Raw genomic sequence first — 16,729 nt, forward strand, 5'->3', positions numbered from 1 at the left:
AAGTTCTGTGTTCCAGAACGGGCATGGCCCGAGGTCGAGGCTGTGAGACGCTGGTCTGTGACGGAAACATCGGTCTGTTGGGTCAGGAGGAGATTCCGCTGTGAAGAACTCACCGAGCTACTCCGTGACGAGCGTGGACCACGCGCTCCAGCTCGCCGTGATCCTGCAGGTGGAAGGGCCGCTGCGGGTGAGCGAGGCGGCCGCGCGGCTCGGCGTCGCGCGCTCGACGGCGCACCGGCTGCTATCGATGCTGGTGTTCCGAGATTTCGCCGTGCAGGACGCGAACCGGTGTTACGCCGCCGGGCCGGTGCTGTCGCTGGCCGCCCGGTCGCATTCGCGGATCTCCTCGCTGCGGCTGGTCGCGATGCCGTTCCTCGACGCCCTCGCGGCGCGGCTGGACGAGAGCGCGAACCTGATGGTGCTCTTTGGCGACCACATGCGGTTCATCGGCACGGTGGAGGGCAAACGGGTGCTGCGCGTCGGCAGCCGGGAGGGTTCCGTGATGCCTGCGCACCTCGTCTCCGGCGGCAAGGCGATCCTGGCCGAACTGCCGGCCGGCGAACTCGAAGCCCTGTACGCCCCGGAAGCGTGGGCGGGGCGGGAGCAGGAACGCCCTTCTCTCGATACCTTGCGCGACCAACTCCACGGCATTCCGGCCGCCGGCGTTGCTCTCAACGTCGAGGGCACCGAAGCCGGCGTGACGGCAGTGGGCCGCGTCGTCCGCACGAACGACGACGGCCTCCGCGCGGCCGTCAGCGTATCGATGCCGTCGACGCGCTTCACGACCGAAGGACTCGGCTCGATCGTACGCGCGCTGACCGTCGCGACGGCCGGCATCGAGCGGGAGTTCGCGCGGAAGGTCACCACCGGCGAGAACTAGGGCCGCACAAGGATCCGGCCTCGCACGGAGCCTGATTCCATTGCGGCGTGGGCCTTCGCGGCATCGGCCAGCGCATAGGTCGCGCCAACGCGACCGCGCAGCCGCCCGGAGGCGAGGCCGGCGTTGATGACCTTCGCGGCGGCCGCGAGGTCGGAGACCGACGCGTTGCTGATGGCGAAACCCAGCAGGCTCAGGTCCCGCATGTACAGCGCGCCGACCGGCAGCACCGGCGCGGCGCCCAGCCCGGCCATCACGACGACCCGGCCGCCCGCTCGCATCAGCGGCAGGGTCGCCTCGAAGTCGTGGCGGCCGCTGTTGTCCCACCACACGTCGTAGCCGTCGGGGGCGGCCGCGCGCACCTGCTCATCGAAGCCTTCGGCGTCGTACGGGATCACGGCGGCGGCACCGGATTCGGTACACCACGCGACGTCGTGGCGCGACGAGGTCGCCACGACCCGCGCGCCCCCGGCCGCGGCAAGCTGCACCACGGCGCTGCCCACCGCGCCGCCGGCTCCGCCGACCAAGACCGTCTCGCCGGGCGCGAGGCGCGCTTCGCGGAACAGTCCGATGTGGGCAGTCGCGGCAGCGTGCAACACGGGCGCGGCCGCGTCGGCGGACACGCCCGCGGGCAGGGGGTACACGCGGTCGGCGGCCGCGACGGCGTACTCGGCGAACGCGCCCTGGCGGCCGCCGTGCCCCAGGCTGTTGCACCACACGCGATCCCCCGGCGCGAACTCCGTCACGCCCGGGCCGGTGGCGGCCACCGTGCCGACGAGGTCGCGGCCGAGGACGAACGGGAACGGCGTGTGCGTGCGGTACGCGCCGGACCGGACGAACAGGTCCACGTGGTTGACGTCGCTCAACCCCATCCGCACCAGCACGTCGGTGGGGCCGGGCACCGGCGTCGGCAAGCGCCCGACCTCGATCTGCTCGACGCCACCGGTGGCGCGGATGTAGGCCGCCAGCATGGTTTGCGGAACAGTCACGCCGGGTCCCCGAGTTTGCGCGCGGCGATCGTGGTCCGGTAGCGCTGCTCCCACGATTCGGTCAGTGCGTCCTGCTCGGCGCCGCCCCAGGTGTAGGCGGGTGAGAGGACCGGCAGCACGCGTTCCACCTCGACGACAACGACCTCGTTCGCCGGGTAGCCCGGGCCGTTGACCTCCAGTAGCCACGAGTTGAGCCATTCGTACTCGGGCGTGCCGGGCGGGGCGAAACGCGTGTGGCCCTTGAAGCGGTAACCACGGCGGCTGAAGAAATCCACGGCTGTGATTTCGATACGCGGGTCGCGCCGCAGGTTCGCGATCGTGGTGGGCGAGGCGATGTCCATGAACGCGAGGTGTTCGTCGTCGTACACGCGCACCGAGCCTTTTGGCGAGAGGTTCGGCGAACCGTCCTCGCAGACGGTTGCGGCGAACGCGAGCATCGCCCGCTCGATGATGTCGCGCATGTCCTGGTCGATGACCGTCACGGCGTGTCTCCTTTCTTCTGCTGCACTTCGAGTGTCTCGCCTGTGGGTTCCGCGCCGAGGTCGACATGTCTGGTCTCCGGGCCGGCCGCCGCTCCGGCCACGATGAGGATGCCGCCGATGCAGAGCAGGACGAGCGGGGTCAGGTCGTAGGGCAGCACCCGGGCGAGCCCTGCCTGGTAGAAGGCGTAGAACGAGGGAATGATCACCGCGCTCGTGTAGCCCAGACCGTACGCGCTGGATCGGACGCCGACGTGGAAGCGCTCGGCGATATAGGTGCTCACCACCGAGTAGGTCGTGACCACGACCAGAACGAGCAGCACCACGGCCACGCCCACCGGCACCACGCCGTGCAGGTGCCCGCTCGCGATCAGCAGGAACAGCGGCGGCGCCGCGACGGCCGTCAGCACGCCTTGCGCGATGAGGAACGGCTTGCGGCCGATGCACTGGCTGAGCGCGCCGGCGCCGACGTAGGCCACGGCGAGGACGGCGTAGGCGACCACGAGCACGAGCGTGGACTGCACACTGCTCAGCCCGGCGTCCGTGCGCAGCACGCCGGGCAGCACCGCGCCGACCATGTTGAACGCGAGCCAGATCCCGGACATGAGGACGAACACCTGCAGGAACCCGCGCAGATTCCGGCCACGCAGCAGCTCCGCGAGAGGCGAGCGGCTCGATTCGGTCTTGCGTTCGCGCCAGGCGTCGGATTCCTGGACGTTGCGCGCGTACCACCACGCCCACAAGAGGGCGAGCACCGAACCGACGACGAACGGGATGCGCCAGCCCCACTGCACATAAGGCGACGCGGTCCCGCCGGCCGGGATCACGAGCAGGAGCCCAGTGGTGAGCAGCGCGATGGCGCAGTACGCGAGTGGGAAGCCGGTCATGATCACGGAGCCGGTGACACCGCGGCGCTCCCTGGGGCTCTGTTCCAGCGCGAGCGGGGTCGCAGCCGTGTACTGGCCGCCGAGGAACACCCCGTCGAGGAACCGCAGGGCCACCAGCAGCACCACGGCGGACACGCCGATCGTCGCGTAGCCGGGCAGCACACCGATCACCAACGTGCACAGCCCGAAGCCGGCGAGCGAGACGATCGTGGTGCGCCGGCGCCCATGCCGGTCGCTGAGGTGCCCGAACACGAGCGCGCCCAGCGGGCGGCCGAGCAGAGTCGCGACGAAAATCGCGGCGGTGAGGATCTTGGCCGTGCCGTCGGGCAGCCCGGCCGGCGTGAAGTACGCCTGGGCCGGCCCGAGCACGATCACGGGCAGGTACACGTCGAACATGTCGATGAACAACCCGACCTGCGCACCGAAACGGGCCTTGCGGCCGCGACGGACGACGGTGTCCGGGTCGAGCGAAGCGACGTGCGGCGGGGACTCGGTCATCGAGGTTTCTCCCGGGGTCGCAGGGTGGGGGTCCGCGGTGTTTCGCGGCTGGCCTGTCCAGTAAAACTGGGTGAACCCGCTTGCTCCCAGTCAATTCCTCAGGACAGAACCGCACTGGCTGAACAGTCCGAATCGGACAGTCACGCACCCACCCGCGAGCGTGCCCAGCGATCCAGCCGAAGAAGACGGCGCGACGCTCGGCGATCACTCCACCGGTGCCGTGAAGTGGAAAGCCGTGATGTCCAGCCGGTGACAGAAGTAGAAGCGGTGCGCGGCGGTGTTGGAGACCCCGGAGTCGAGCTCCACACGAACGCACCCAGCTAGACGGCCCAGAGTCTTCAGTTCACGCACCATGCGGGCGCCGACCCCCTGCGACCGCGCAGCGTCTTCGGTGACCAAATCGTCGACGAACAGGATGCGTCCCCGACTCGTGACCAGCGTACGGTACCCGGCGGCGGCAAGCGGCTGCCCGCCCAGCGAATAGGCGACCAGGAAACGCAAGCCCTGGTCGTGTCCGTCCGTCAGCATCTCGGTGAACAGCTCCTCGGTCAACCCCGGCCGGAGGCGACACAGCAGCCGCCACAAGTCAGCCGTCGACTGCGGATCGTCGCAACACCCCACCTCCCGGATGACCAGATCGAGTTCGTGCATGCCCCACCGCCCCTTTCTGTCGAGTGCACTCGGTGCTCGAATCGGCTGTCGGTGCGTCCAGGGCCACCGACGGCGCGAACGCTGTGACACGGTCGAGGCGCTGGGAGTTCCGTCGGGACGGGCGGTCGCAACGAACATCAGTTTCGCGTCTTCGAGTGGCATCGGCCGTTTCTTGGCTGGTTGTGGGCACGCAACACACCTCATCACGCTTCTGTGAACCTGCACGACACTAACCACGTGTCTGCGCGGGTGGAGCTGAGATTCTTCTGAGCAGAACAGTCGATGGCCCGGCCAGCAGAAACGCCGCAAGCTGTCAACGACGCGTGAAAACTTCGCGCGTCGTTGACATAGACGGAGAAGCCGACCCACACGTGTTGCGGCACTGCTGCGCCGGCACCGCTCCACCTCGCCCAGCGAAGGACACAGGGAACGCTCCGGTCTCCGCCGACCGGTCTTCGCTCGCGAACTCTTCGCCGCCTGACGGTTGGATGGGTTTTGCGCGGTCCACGAGAGCCCACTCACCGTCGTTGACTTCCGTTGGTCGATTCAGTGCAGCTCCTGAGCTCGCGCGCTGGCGTCAGGAACGCAGGCCGCGCAGGCCGGCGCGGATCTCGCTGACCAGGATCTCGGGCTGTTCCAAGGCTGCGAAGTGCCCGCCCTTGTCGGCCTCGCCGTAGTGGATCAGATTGCTGTAGGTGTCTTCGATCCAGCTTCGTGGCAGGCGAGGGATGTCTTTCGGGAAGACGGTCACCGCGACCGGAAGCGTCAGCTTCGGGCCGGCGAACGTGAGCGATTTGTTCTCCCAGTAGATGCGGCCGGACGACGCTGCGCTGTTGGTGAACCAGCAGAGGGATATCGCGTCGAGCATGTCGTCGATGCCCAGGACGTCCTCGGCGAGCCCGTGGTTGTCGGTCTTGGACTGGAACTTCTCGTAGATCCAGGCTGCCTGACCAGCGGGAGAGTCCGCCAGTGCGAACCCGACAGTCTCCGGCTTCGTACCCTGGAGGTGGTTCGAACCACCGAGATCGCCGGTGTAGAGGGCGAGCGTCTCCACGGCGTAGCGCTGTTCGGGCGACAAGGTGCCGGGTATCCGCGCGGGAAAGGCGTACTGGGTGTTCAGATGAATTCCGAGAAGCCCCTCAGGTCGCATGGCCCCGAGGGCGGTGGTGACGACGGCGCCCCAATCGCCGCCTTGTGCGGCCCACCTCGTGTAGCCGAGACGCTTCATCAGCTCCACCCACGCACCGGCGATGCGCGATACAGTCCACCCGGTTTCCGTGGGCTTCTGGGAGAACCCGAACCCGGGCAGCGACGGGACGACGACGTCGAACGAATCGGCGGCGTCGCCGCCGAACGAAACCGGATCGGTCAGCGGGCCGATCAGCTTCAGGAACTCGACGATCGACCCCGGCCATCCGTGCGTGAGTATCAGCGGCATCGCGTGGGGATTCTTGGACCTGACGTGGATGAAGTGGATGTCCAGCCCATCGATCTCGGTCAGGAATTGGGGGAAGCGATTGAGCCCGGACTCGAAGCGCCGCCAGTCGTAGCCACGCTCCCAGTAGTCGACCAGAGCTCTCGCGTTCTCCACGCGAACCCCTTGCGACCAGTCGCCCACCGTTTCCGGATCCGGCCATCGAGTTCGGGCCAGTCGCTGCTTCACGTCGTCGATCTCCGAATCCGGGATCGAGACGGTGAACGGGCGGACGAGGGCCGGGTTCGGTGCGCTCATTGCCTTCTTCTCCTGAGCTTCAGTGCGACTCTTCGTTGCACACTGGTGTGCAATCTACGCCATTGCACACTGATGTGCAACAATGGTGGCGTGCCCACAGAGTCCTCCCGTGCGCGCTCGACGAACGAGACACGCGATCGCATCCTCGACGTCGCCCTCGACGTGCTGGGCGAGAACCCCGACGCCGGAATGGGCGACATCGCCTCCGCTGCCGGCGTCGTCCGCCGCACCGTCTATGGCCATTTCCCCTCGCGCCTCGACCTGGTTCGGACACTCACGGAACGGGCTGTCGCCGAGATGACAGCCGTGCTCACCGAAGTCACCGCCGCCGACACGGAAGCGGACGCGACGTGGGTCGAATTCGTCGCCCGCGTCTGGCCGGTGGCCCACCGGTACCGAGTGCTGTTGGCGCTGCGCCGCGGCGAGTACGGCGAGGCGATCCACAGCCTGCTCGGGCCAGTCGATGAGCTCCTCGCCGACCTCGTGGAACGGGGCCAGGACAGCGACGTGTTCGCACGGCACCTGCCGGCCGGCATTCTGAGCCAGCTTGCCTACGGCGCCGTATTCGCCATCGCCGACAGCGACCTGCCGAACGGGACCCTCGGCGCCCGAGCAGCGACGATCACGAGCCTGCTGATGCTGGGAGTTCCCGAGACACGCGCGATCGCGCTTCTGGGCGACCAGCCCTGACCGGCAGCACCTTCTCGGCGAGTGTCCGTCCCTCTCGGCCGCGTCGCTCGACGGGGAACCGGCTGACCGAGCCGCCTGACCAAGGGCTACGCCGAGCCGCGTCCCCGCCCTGACGTGCTCGGCGTTCCAAGCCGCAGCGGCGTTCGCGGCAAGTACAACGACACCACCCGTTCGCGCTCCTGCATCGGCATCGAGCTCAACCCGAAGTTCCCCGACATCGCTCTCACCGCTGACGCGCAACCCGCCGTCGCGGAACTACCGGACGAGTCCGGTCATCGATTGTCAACCTTTCACTCAACTATCGGCGCGATTACTCGCTGGTCCCTTCAGGTATGCGCGGCGACGATGGTGGTGGACGAGCACCGTCGAGGAGAGGAGTCAGGATGGTCTCGGAGAGAACCACCACCGAACGCTGGGGAGCCGGGGTCATCCCCTACGCCGAGATGGGGTACTGGCAACCGGACTACGAGCCGAAGCCGACCGATGTGCTGGCGGCGTTCCGGATCACCCCGCAGGACGGGGTGCCACCGGAAGAAGCGGGCGCCGCGGTCGCCGGTGAGTCCTCGACCGCGACCTGGACGGTGGTGTGGACCGACCGCCTCACCGCCTACGAGCATTATCAGGCCAAGTGCTACCGGGTCGACGCGGTACCGGGCCGGCCGGGCGAGTACATCGCCTACATCGCCTACGACCTCGACCTGTTCGAGGAAGGATCCATCGCCAACCTGACCTCGTCGATCATCGGGAACGTCTTCGGGTTCAAGGCCCTCAAGGCGTTGCGGCTGGAGGATATGCGGATCCCGCCGCACTACACGAAGACGTTCCAGGGCCCGGCGCACGGCGTGGTGATGGAACGCGAGTACCTCAACAAGTACGGCCGCCCGCTACTGGGTGCCACCGTCAAGCCGAAGCTCGGCCTGTCCGCGCGCAACTACGGGCGGGTCGTGTTCGAGGCGCTGCGCGGTGGGCTCGATTTCACCAAGGACGACGAGAACATCAACTCGCAGCCGTTCATGCGCTGGCGCGACCGGTTCCTGTTCTGCATGGAGGCGGTCAACCGCGCGCAGGCCGAAACCGGTGAGATCAAGGGTCACTACCTCAACGTCACCGCCGCCACGATGGAGGACATGTACGAGCGCGCCGAGTTCGCGAAGGAACTGGGCAGCGTGATCGTGATGATCGATCTGACGATCGGCTACACCGCGATCCAGTCGATGTCCCGCTGGGCCCGGCGCAACGGGGTGCTGCTGCACCTGCACCGCGCCGGCCACGGCACCTACACCCGGCAGAAGTCGCACGGCGTGAGCTTCCGGGTGATCGCGAAGTGGATGCGCCTGGCCGGGGTGGACCACATCCACGCCGGCACGGTCGTCGGCAAGCTGGAGGGCGATCCGAACTCGGTACGCGGTTTCTACGACACGTTGCGCCTCGGCCACGTCGCGGCCGATCCGGTCAAGGGCCTGTACTTCGACCAGGACTGGGCTTCGCTGCCCGGGGTCATGCCGGTGGCCTCGGGCGGAATCCACGCCGGCCAGATGCACCAGTTGCTGCACTATCTCGGCGAGGACGTGATCCTGCAGTTCGGCGGCGGCACCATCGGCCATCCGATGGGCATCGCCGCCGGCGCCGCGGCCAACCGGGTCGCGCTGGAAGCGATGATCAAGGCGCGCAACGAGGGGCGCGACTACCTGGCCGAAGGGGGCGACATCCTCAAGGCCGCCGCCAAGCGCAGCCGCGAACTGGACGTCGCGCTGTCCACCTGGGGCGACGTCTCGTTCGACTACGCCTCGACCGACACGCCCGACGTCGTCGAGACGCCGACGGCCGTCTGAAGGAGGAGACCATGCGTATCACCCAAGGAACCTTCTCGTACCTGCCCGATCTGACGGACGAGGAGATCTCGCTGCAGATCCGGTACGCACTCGACAACGGATGGCCGCTCTCGGTCGAGCACACCGACGATCCGCATCCGCGTAACCACTACTGGGACATGTGGGGCCTGCCGATGTTCGATCTGCACGACGCGGCGGGCGTGCTGTACGAGGTCAACGAATGCCGCCGGGCGTATCCCGACCGCTACATCCGGGTGAACGCCTACGACGCGTCCTACGGCCGGCAGACCACGGCGCTGTCGTTCCTCGTCAACCGGCCCGCGGCCGAGCCCGGTTTCCGGCTCGACCGCCACGAGGACACCGACCGGCGGCTGCGCTACGCGCTGCACCCCTACGCGGTCGAAGCGCCGGCCGGCGACCGGTACCGCCCCGAAGCGCGATGACCGGCTTTTCGATGCCCCGGCGACCGGAGGACCGCCCGCCGGGGCCACCGGCCCAGGACACAGTGGACGAGCCACCTCTCCCGCCGGACGCGACCGTCGACCTCGGCGCGGAGCGCAAGGCATCCAATGTGGACGAGGTGCTGGACACCCTCGACGCGGAACTGGTCGGGCTGGCCGGGGTGAAGGCACGCATCCGGGAGATCGCCTCGCTGCTGCTGCTCGACCGGGTGCGGCACCGGTTCGGGCTCGATTCGGCGCGGCCCAACCTGCACATGTGCTTCACCGGCAGCCCGGGCACCGGCAAGACGACGGTGGCCCTGCGGATGGCGGAACTGCTGCACCGGCTCGGCTACCTCGACCGCGGCCACCTCGTCGCGGCGACCCGGGACGATCTCGTCGGGCAGTACATCGGGCATACCGCCCCCAAGACCAAGGAAGTCCTCAAACGCGCGATGGGCGGCGTGCTGTTCATCGACGAGGCCTACTATCTCTACCGCGCCGAGAACGAACGGGACTACGGCCAGGAGGCCATCGAGATCCTGTTGCAGGTCATGGAGAACCAGCGCGACGATGTGGTGGTCATCCTCGCCGGGTACGCGGACCGGATGGACGCGTTCTTCGGCTCCAACCCGGGGATGAGCTCGCGTATCGCGCATCATCTCGACTTTCCCGACTACGGGCTCGACGAGTTGATGGCGATCGCGCACCTCATGGTCGGGCAGGAGAACTACCGCTTCTCCGCCGAATCCGAGGCGGCGTTCCGCGACTATCTCGGGCGCAGGCGTCGGCAACCGCGGTTCGCCAACGCGCGCAGCGTGCGCAACGCGCTCGAACGAGGCCGGCTCCGGCAGGCGAGCCGGTTGTTCGACGGCGAGGACCGGCTGTGCGGCAAGCAGGAGCTCATGACGTTCGCGCCCGAGGACTTCCTGGCCAGCCGGGTGTTCTCGGCGTGGTCGGCATCAAGCGCTGAAGCGGCGGCTCAGTCCCACTCGAGCCCGCCGCGCCGCCACACGTAGGCATAGGCGACCAGGACCGGCACCATGAACAGCCCCATCTCCACCAGTCCGAAGACGCCGAAGGCGCGCGAGTTCACCGCCCACGGGTACAGGAACACGATGTCCACGTCGAGCAGGATGAACAGCATCGCCGTGACATAGAACCGGATCGGGAACCGCCGCGGCCGGGAGCGGCCCGGCTGCACTCCGCATTCGTACGGGTCCAGCCCGGGGCCGCTCGTCCGGTGCGGGCCGAGGAACCGGCCCGCGACGACCGACACCGTGGCGAATCCCGCCGCGAGCGCACCCAGAACCACGATGGGCAGCCAAGGGTTCATCGAAGTCACCTCGTTTCGTTACCGGAGAAAGGAAGCGGCCTGGCCCGCGAGACCGAGCAGCGGGCCCGGCGCCACTCCGGCGCCGACGGTGACCAGCCCGGCCACCGCGATCACCACCGCGACACGCGCACCGGGCCGGATGATCACGGCGCCGTCCGGGCGTGGCTCGTGGAAGAACATCAGCACGATCACCCTGGCGTAGAAGAAGACCGCGACCGCGCTGGCGAGCGCCGCGACGATCACCACCGCGAACCCGCCACCCGCGAGCACGGCCGAGAACACCGCGAACTTGCCGACGAACCCGCCGGTCAGCGGGATCCCGGCAAGGCCGAGCAGTAGCACCGCGAAGATCCCCGCCGCGACCGGCGAGCGCCGGCCCAGCCCGGCCCACGACGCCAGCCTGGTCGTCTCGCCGCCGCTGTCGTGGACCAGCGTCACGAGCGCGAACGCACCGAGCGTGCCGCAGCCGTACACGGTCAGGTAGAACAGCGTGCCGGCGATCCCGGACCGGCTCGCGGCCACGACCCCGAGCAGCATGAACCCGGCGTGGGCGACGGCGGAATACCCGAGCATGCGCTTGACGTCCTGCTGCGCCACCGCGATTACGACGCCGAGCACCATGGTCAGGACGGCCACTCCGGTCAGCACCGGCCGCCAGTCCCGTTCCGCACCCCCGAACGCCACCGTGAACAGGCGCAGGAACGCGCCGAAGGCACCGATCTTGGTCACCGCGGCCAGCAACCCGGTGACCGCTGTGGGCGCGCCCTGGTAGACGTCGGGCACCCAACTGTGGAACGGGGCGGCACCGATCTTGAACAGCAGGCCCACCGCGAGCAGCGCCATCCCGATCAGCAGCAGCGGCCGGTGCGCACCGGAGGCGACCGCGGCGCGGATGCCGGGGAAGGCGACCGATCCCGCGAACCCGTACACCATCGCCGCGCCGTAGACGAAGAACGCCGCCGAGAACCCGCCCAGGACGAAGTACTTCAGCGAGGCCTCGTGCGCCACCGTCGCGCGGACGCGGGCGAGCCCGCACAGCAGGTACAGCGGCAAGGAGAGGACCTCGACCGCGACGAACATCGTGAGCAGATCGTTCGCCGCGGGCAGGAGCAGCAGCCCGCCGACGGCGAACATGGTCAGCGGCAGCGACTCGGGCGGCGGTGGCTCGGTGCCGCGGCCGGCGATCAGCAGTACCGCGAGGATCGCCAGTACCAGCGCGGCTCCCTGCAGGAACAGGGCCGGTCCATCGACCACAATGGACCCGGCCGCGGTGACGGTGCACTCGCCGCGCACGGCCACGAACACCAGGCACCCCAACGCCGCCGCGAGCCCGGCGATCACCCATGTCAGCTGGCCACGGTGCCGGGCCTCGCGTGGCGCGAACGTGGTCACCAGCACGCCGAGCACCCCGGCCGCGAACACCACCAGCATCGGCGCGACCGCCGGGTAGTCGATCTGCGGCGGGGTCACGGCCGCTCACCTCCCGAGATACCGCCCTGCTGGGCGGTTGTCGCGACCACCGGCTCGATCACGTCGAGCACCGGCTTCGGGTACAACCCCAGGACCAGGATCAGCGCCAGCAGTGGCGCGACCGCCCAGCGCTCGCCGGCACCGAGGTCCCGCACCTCGGCCGTCCAGGGCCGCGCGTGGCCGGTCATCGTCCGCTGATACAGCCACAGCACGTATACGGCCGCGAGCACCACTCCCCCGGCGGCGATCACCGCCGCGGCCGGATGTGTCGTGAAAGCACCCACCAGCACAAGGAACTCGGCCACGAAACCGGACAGGCCGGGTAGCGCGAGCGTGGCCAGTCCCGCGAACAGGAACGTGCCGGCGAGCACCGGGGCGACCCGCTGCACACCCCCGTAGTCGGCGATTCGGCTCGATCCGTGCCGCTTGATCAGGAACCCGGCGAGCAGGAACAGCGCGGCCGCGGACAGCCCGTGGCTGAGCATGTAGAACGCGGCTCCGGCCTGGCTCTGCGTGGTCATCGCGAACACCCCCAGCGTGATGAACCCGAAGTGGGACAACGAGGTGTAGGCGATCAGGCGGGTGATCTCCGCCTGCCCGACCGCGACGAGCGCACCGTAGACGATGCCGATCACGCTCAGCACGACCACGAGCGGGGTGAAGAACCGCGAGGCCTCCGGGAACAGCGGCAGGCAGTACCGGAGCATGCCGAACGTGCCGGCCTTGTCGAGCACGGCCACCAGGAGCACGGCTCCGCCGGGCGTGGACTCCGCGACGGCGCCGGGCAGCCAGCTGTGCAGTGGCCACAGTGGAGCTTTGATCGCGAAGGCGAGGAAGAACCCGGCGAACAGCACGCGCCCGGTCACCGGGTCCAGCCGCAGGGTGCCCTGCCGCACCGCCTCGACGAGCGCCGGAAGATCGGACGTCCCGGCCCGCACGCCGAGCGCGATCACCGCCGCCAGCATCAGCAGGCCGCCGAACAGGCTGTAGAGCAAGAACTTCATCGCGGCGGCGGCGCGTCGCGGCCCGCCGTAACGTCCGATGAGGAAGTACATCGGGATGAGCATGACCTCGAACAGCACGTAGAACAGGAACACGTCGGTGGCCGCGAAGACCCCGATCGTGATGGCCTCCAGCAGCAGCACGAGTGCGAAGTACCCGCGCCCGGCCTGCCCGGCAGCGATGACCGCCGGGGTGAGCACGACGGTCAGCACCACGAGCGTCAACCCGATCCCGTCGAGGCCGAGGCTGTAGGAGATGCCCAACTGCGGGATCCAGGAATGCCGCTCCGCCAACTGGAAACCCGGCCCGCCGACGCGGAACCGCGTGGCCGCGAGTGCCAGCACGACCACCGCCACCAGCGCGGAGGCCAGTGCCACCCGCCGCGCGACGCGGCTGTCCCGCGGCAACGTGGCCATGACCGAGCCGATCAGCGGTACGGCACCGAGCGTGGTCAGCCAGGGAAAGCCCATCGCGATCACCGCCCCGCCACGAACGCCGCGAGGAGCAGGGTCGCGCCGGCGAACATCCAGAGGGCGTAACCGCGCACGTATCCGGTCTGGGCCCGGCGCAGCACGGCCGCGCCCCGGGCGACCGTCCCGCCGACGCCGGTGACGAGCCCGTCGAGATCCGTCTCCGCCGGACCCGCCAGCCAGCGGGCGAGCGCGCGGCCCGGGCGCATGAACAGCGCCTCGTTGACCGCGTCGCCGTACAGGTCCCGGCGCGCGGCACGCGCGAGCGCCCCGGCGGCACGTCCGGACCGGGCATGCTGCCGCCAGGCCGTCGCGATGCCCGCGCCGACGACGGTGAGGATCAGTACCGTCCACACCCAACCGGGCAGCGGCGTGTGGGGCTCGACCGGCTCGCCGAGCACGGGGGTGAGCCAGCCGACCAGCCGCCCACCGAGCCAGAGCAGCACACCGGCCCCGGCCGAACCGAGCGCGAGCACGCCCATCGGCACGAGCATCGTCGGCGGCGGCTCGTGCGGATGAACGCCCGCGGCCCACCTGCGCTCGCCGAAGAAGGTCATCAGCACCACGCGTGTCATGTAGAACGCGGTGAGCCCGGCACCGGCCAGCGCCGCCGTGCCGAGCCCCCAGCCCACCGGGCCACCGGCGCCGAAGGCCACCTCGATGATGCGGTCCTTGGAGAAGAACCCGGCGAACGGCGGCACCCCGATGATCGCCAGGTAGCCGGCGCCGAACGTGACGAACGTGGCGGGCAGCACCACGCGCAGGCCGCCGTAGCGACGCATGTCCACCTCGTCGTCCATCGCGTGCATCACCGAACCCGCACCGAGGAACAGCCCGGCCTTGAAGAACCCGTGGTTGAGCAGATGCGTGATCGCGAGCGCGTACCCGGCCGGGCCCAGGCCCGCCGCCAGCATCATGTAGCCGATCTGCGACATGGTCGAGGCGGCCAGCGCCTTCTTGATGTCGTGCTTGGCGCAGCCGATCACCGCGCCGAACAGCAGCGAGGCCGCGCCGACCAGCGCGACGGCCAGCCGCGCGTCCGGTGCCACCGCGTAGATCTCGTGCGACCTGGCGACGAGGTAGACCCCGGCGGTGACCATCGTGGCGGCGTGGATGAGCGCCGAGACCGGGGTCGGCCCCTCCATCGCGTCCAGCAACCACGACTGCAACGGCACCTGGGCGGACTTCCCGCACGCGGCGAGCAGGAGCAGCAGGCCGATCGCGGTCGCGGTGCCGCCGGCGGATCCGGCTCGGGCGGACACCGTGCCGAACCCGGGCGAGCCGAAGGCGCCGATCATCAGCATCATCGCCACCAGCAGCCCGGCGTCGCCGACGCGGTTGACCACGAACGCCTTCTTCGCCGCGACCGCGGCGGCCGGCTTGTGCTGCCAGAACCCGATCAGCAGGTACGAGGCGAGACCGACGCCCTCCCAGCCGATGAACAGCACGGCGTAGTCGTCGGCGAGCACCAGCAGCAGCATCGCCGCCACGAACAGGTTGAGGTAGCCGAAGAACCGGCGGCGGTGCGGATCACCGGCCAGGTACGCGACCGAGTAGATGTGGATGAGGGCGCCGACCCCGGTGATCAGCAGTACGAACGTCAGCGACAGCGGATCGAGCAGCAACCGGACGTCCACCCGCAGCCCGCCGACGGAAAGCCAGGTGAACAGCGGCACGTGCAGAACCCGTTGCGCCGGGACGAGTCCGGCCAGCTCCACAGTGGACAGTACGCCCAGCGCGAATGCGGCCACCGTTGTCGCGACCCCGAGCAGGTGCCCCCACCGGTCCGTCCGCCGCCCGCCCAGCAGCAGCACAGCGGCGCCGGCGGGGGGTAACGCGACGATGAGCCAGGCTGCGGATCCGGTCATGGCATTCCCTCAATGCTTGAGCAGGTTGGCGTCGTCGATCGAGGACGACCGGCGGTCGCGGAAGGCCGCCATCACGATCGCGAGGCCGACCACGACCTCCGCGGCGGCGACGACCATGGTGAAGAACGCGAACACCTGACCGTCGAGCCGGCCGTGCATCCGCGAGAAGACGACGAACGCCAGGTTCGCCGCGTTGAGCATCAGCTCGACGCACATCAGCACGACGATCACGTTGCGCCGCAACAGGACACCGGCGGCGCCCAGTCCGAACAGGACGGCCGAGAGGCAGAGGTAGTTCGCCGGGTTCACCGGACACCCCGGCGGCCGGGCACGGAATGCCACGCGGGTGTGCCGTCCGGCAGCCGCGCCGGAACGTCCACCGAGTTGCGGTCCGCGTAGACGCCCGGCGGTGGCAGCGGGCTGACCTGGCCGCCCAGCACGAGCCGGCCGATGCGCTCCCGCGACAGTTCGCGCTGCGTCTTGCGGGCGGCGCCGCGCTGCCCGGCGAGCGTCATCGTGCCCAGCGCGGCGGTGATCAGCAGCGCGCTGGTCACTTCGAAGGCCCACACGTACCGGGTGAAGATCAGCGTGGCGAGGCCCGGTACGTCGCCGCCCTGCGGGCCGGCCGGTCCGGGCGGCGCGAGCGCCGCGGCGCCGACCCCCGCGGCGACCAGCACCGCGAACCCGAGCCCGGTCAGTACGGCGGCCACCCGTTGCCCGCGCAACCGCTCGACCAGCGACTCGGCGGCGTCGACCCCGGCCGTCATCAGCACGAACAGGAACAGCATCATCACCGCGCCGGCGTAGACCACGACCTGCACCACGGCGAGGAAGGCCGCGCCCTGCCCGAGGTAGCAGACGGCAAGGCCGAGCATGACCAGCGCGAGCAGCAGCGCGCTGTGCACGGCCTTGGGCACCGCGAGCATCCCGGTGGCGGCCACCACGATGACCGGCGCGAGAACCCAGAACACGATCGTCTCGGTCATCGGGCGCTCCCTTCCGCCGGGAGCACCCGGCCGGCGTAGTAGTCGGCCGCACTGGCGCCGCGCGCCATCGGATGCGGGGGCGCGGCCATACCGGGACCGAGTCCGGCCAGCAACTGCTCCTTCGTGAACACCAGGGGCTCGCGGCCGAGGTCCGCAAGCTCGAACTCGGTGCTCATGGTCAGCGCCCGGGTCGGGCAGGCCTCGACGCACAGTCCACAGAAGATGCAGCGCAGGTAGTTGATCTCGTACCGCCGGCCGTACCGCTCACCGGGCGAGTACCGCTCGGCGTCGGTGTTGTCCGCACCTTCCACGTGGATCGCGTCCGCCGGGCAGGCCCATGCGCACAGCTCGCAGCCGACGCATTTCTCCAGCCCGTCGGGGTAGCGGTTGAGCACGTGCCGGCCGTGGAAGCCGCCCGGCGTTTCCTTGCGCTGCTCCGGGTAGAACTCGGTGGTGGGCTTGCGGAACATAGCCCGGAAGGTGACGCCGAATCCCGCGAGGGAATCGAGGAACCTGCCCACG

The 16,729-nt window shown here is 69.4% G+C and carries 17 protein-coding genes; 5 read left to right on the plus strand and 12 right to left on the minus strand.

Annotation, left to right across the window (positions count from 1 at the left end):
• The first annotated feature begins 124 nt into the window (after positions 1-124).
• Positions 125-880, plus strand: coding sequence for an IclR family transcriptional regulator (locus tag HFP15_RS15740; protein WP_312871606.1), 756 nt, complete (start codon positions 125-127; stop codon positions 878-880).
• Here the strand turns inward: HFP15_RS15740 and HFP15_RS15745 are convergent.
• The 5 genes from HFP15_RS15745 to HFP15_RS15765 form a co-directional block, all read right to left on the minus strand.
• Positions 877-1,866, minus strand: a complete 990-nt coding sequence (locus tag HFP15_RS15745; protein ID WP_312871607.1) for a zinc-binding dehydrogenase — start codon at positions 1,864-1,866, stop codon at positions 877-879. The two genes, HFP15_RS15740 and HFP15_RS15745, sit on opposite strands and share 4 nt — an antisense overlap.
• Entirely contained in the window at positions 1,863-2,348 is a 486-nt protein-coding gene (locus tag HFP15_RS15750; protein ID WP_168516153.1) for a pyridoxamine 5'-phosphate oxidase family protein, read from the minus strand. The genes HFP15_RS15745 and HFP15_RS15750 overlap by 4 nt, the downstream gene beginning before the upstream one ends.
• Positions 2,345-3,730: an MFS transporter gene (locus HFP15_RS15755; protein WP_168516155.1), complete on the minus strand. Its 1,386-nt coding sequence runs from the start codon at positions 3,728-3,730 to the stop codon at positions 2,345-2,347. The genes HFP15_RS15750 and HFP15_RS15755 overlap by 4 nt, the downstream gene beginning before the upstream one ends.
• Positions 3,731-3,934: 204 nt before the next feature.
• Positions 3,935-4,381, minus strand: coding sequence for a GNAT family N-acetyltransferase (locus tag HFP15_RS15760; protein ID WP_168516157.1), 447 nt, complete (start codon positions 4,379-4,381; stop codon positions 3,935-3,937).
• A gap of 577 nt (positions 4,382-4,958) precedes the next feature.
• The gene (locus HFP15_RS15765; RefSeq protein ID WP_168516159.1) at positions 4,959-6,113 is read right to left on the minus strand and encodes an epoxide hydrolase family protein; all 1,155 of its coding nucleotides are present in this window, start codon (positions 6,111-6,113) and stop codon (positions 4,959-4,961) included.
• A 90-nt stretch (positions 6,114-6,203) separates the two neighbouring features.
• On the opposite strand from HFP15_RS15765, the gene HFP15_RS15770 reads away from it, so the two are divergent.
• The 4 genes from HFP15_RS15770 to cbbX all read left to right on the plus strand — a co-directional run bounded on the left by HFP15_RS15770 (position 6,204) and on the right by cbbX (position 10,094).
• The gene (locus tag HFP15_RS15770; protein WP_168516161.1) at positions 6,204-6,803 is read left to right on the plus strand and encodes a TetR/AcrR family transcriptional regulator; all 600 of its coding nucleotides are present in this window, start codon (positions 6,204-6,206) and stop codon (positions 6,801-6,803) included.
• 383 nt (positions 6,804-7,186) lie between these two features.
• Positions 7,187-8,635: a form I ribulose bisphosphate carboxylase large subunit gene (locus tag HFP15_RS15775; protein WP_168516163.1), complete on the plus strand. Its 1,449-nt coding sequence runs from the start codon at positions 7,187-7,189 to the stop codon at positions 8,633-8,635.
• Positions 8,636-8,646: 11 nt separating this feature from the next.
• On the plus strand, positions 8,647-9,078 hold the full coding sequence (locus HFP15_RS15780; protein WP_168516165.1) for a ribulose bisphosphate carboxylase small subunit: 432 nt from the start codon (positions 8,647-8,649) through the stop codon (positions 9,076-9,078).
• A gap of 62 nt (positions 9,079-9,140) precedes the next feature.
• The gene (gene cbbX, locus HFP15_RS15785; RefSeq protein WP_312871608.1) at positions 9,141-10,094 is read left to right on the plus strand and encodes a CbbX protein; all 954 of its coding nucleotides are present in this window, start codon (positions 9,141-9,143) and stop codon (positions 10,092-10,094) included.
• On the opposite strand, the gene HFP15_RS15790 is transcribed toward cbbX, so the two are convergent.
• From HFP15_RS15790 to nuoI, 7 genes are read right to left on the minus strand one after another with little or no spacing between them, the layout of a single operon-like run.
• Entirely contained in the window at positions 10,058-10,411 is a 354-nt protein-coding gene (locus tag HFP15_RS15790; RefSeq protein WP_168516170.1) for an NADH-quinone oxidoreductase subunit A, read from the minus strand. The two genes, cbbX and HFP15_RS15790, sit on opposite strands and share 37 nt — an antisense overlap.
• Before the next feature lie 18 nt (positions 10,412-10,429).
• Positions 10,430-11,842 carry an NADH-quinone oxidoreductase subunit NuoN gene (nuoN, locus tag HFP15_RS15795; RefSeq protein WP_168516503.1) on the minus strand — a complete coding sequence of 471 codons (1,413 nt, stop codon included), beginning with the start codon at positions 11,840-11,842 and terminating at the stop codon, positions 10,430-10,432.
• Positions 11,843-11,877: 35 nt separating this feature from the next.
• Positions 11,878-13,353: an NADH-quinone oxidoreductase subunit M gene (locus HFP15_RS15800; RefSeq protein WP_168516172.1), complete on the minus strand. Its 1,476-nt coding sequence runs from the start codon at positions 13,351-13,353 to the stop codon at positions 11,878-11,880.
• A gap of 5 nt (positions 13,354-13,358) precedes the next feature.
• Entirely contained in the window at positions 13,359-15,221 is a 1,863-nt protein-coding gene (gene nuoL / locus HFP15_RS15805; RefSeq protein ID WP_168516174.1) for an NADH-quinone oxidoreductase subunit L, read from the minus strand.
• A 9-nt stretch (positions 15,222-15,230) separates the two neighbouring features.
• Positions 15,231-15,530, minus strand: coding sequence for an NADH-quinone oxidoreductase subunit NuoK (nuoK, locus tag HFP15_RS15810; RefSeq protein ID WP_168516176.1), 300 nt, complete (start codon positions 15,528-15,530; stop codon positions 15,231-15,233).
• Positions 15,527-16,207, minus strand: a complete 681-nt coding sequence (locus tag HFP15_RS15815; protein WP_168516178.1) for an NADH-quinone oxidoreductase subunit J — start codon at positions 16,205-16,207, stop codon at positions 15,527-15,529. The genes nuoK and HFP15_RS15815 overlap by 4 nt, the downstream gene beginning before the upstream one ends.
• Positions 16,204-16,728 (minus strand): NADH-quinone oxidoreductase subunit NuoI, encoded by a 525-nt coding sequence (gene nuoI, locus HFP15_RS42790; protein ID WP_376768875.1) that lies wholly within the window; start codon positions 16,726-16,728, stop codon positions 16,204-16,206. The genes HFP15_RS15815 and nuoI overlap by 4 nt, the downstream gene beginning before the upstream one ends.
• Between the last annotated feature and the right edge of the window lies 1 nt (position 16,729).

Origin of the sequence: Amycolatopsis acididurans (assembly GCF_012328925.1) — a bacterium.
Classification (GTDB): Bacteria; Actinomycetota; Actinomycetes; order Mycobacteriales; family Pseudonocardiaceae; genus Amycolatopsis_E; species Amycolatopsis_E acididurans.

Coding starts and splice junctions, on each gene's coding strand:
- HFP15_RS15765 (WP_168516159.1), bottom strand. CDS start 6,113: ATGAGCGCACCGAACCCGGCCCTCGTCCGCCCGTTCACCGTCTCGATC.
- nuoN (WP_168516503.1), bottom strand. CDS start 11,842: ATGCTGGTGGTGTTCGCGGCCGGGGTGCTCGGCGTGCTGGTGACCACG.
- HFP15_RS15755 (WP_168516155.1), bottom strand. CDS start 3,730: ATGACCGAGTCCCCGCCGCACGTCGCTTCGCTCGACCCGGACACCGTC.
- HFP15_RS15760 (WP_168516157.1), bottom strand. CDS start 4,381: ATGCACGAACTCGATCTGGTCATCCGGGAGGTGGGGTGTTGCGACGAT.
- nuoL (WP_168516174.1), bottom strand. CDS start 15,221: ATGACCGGATCCGCAGCCTGGCTCATCGTCGCGTTACCCCCCGCCGGC.
- HFP15_RS15790 (WP_168516170.1), bottom strand. CDS start 10,411: ATGAACCCTTGGCTGCCCATCGTGGTTCTGGGTGCGCTCGCGGCGGGA.
- HFP15_RS15780 (WP_168516165.1), top strand. CDS start 8,647: ATGCGTATCACCCAAGGAACCTTCTCGTACCTGCCCGATCTGACGGAC.
- HFP15_RS15815 (WP_168516178.1), bottom strand. CDS start 16,207: ATGACCGAGACGATCGTGTTCTGGGTTCTCGCGCCGGTCATCGTGGTG.
- HFP15_RS15800 (WP_168516172.1), bottom strand. CDS start 13,353: ATGGGCTTTCCCTGGCTGACCACGCTCGGTGCCGTACCGCTGATCGGC.
- HFP15_RS15775 (WP_168516163.1), top strand. CDS start 7,187: ATGGTCTCGGAGAGAACCACCACCGAACGCTGGGGAGCCGGGGTCATC.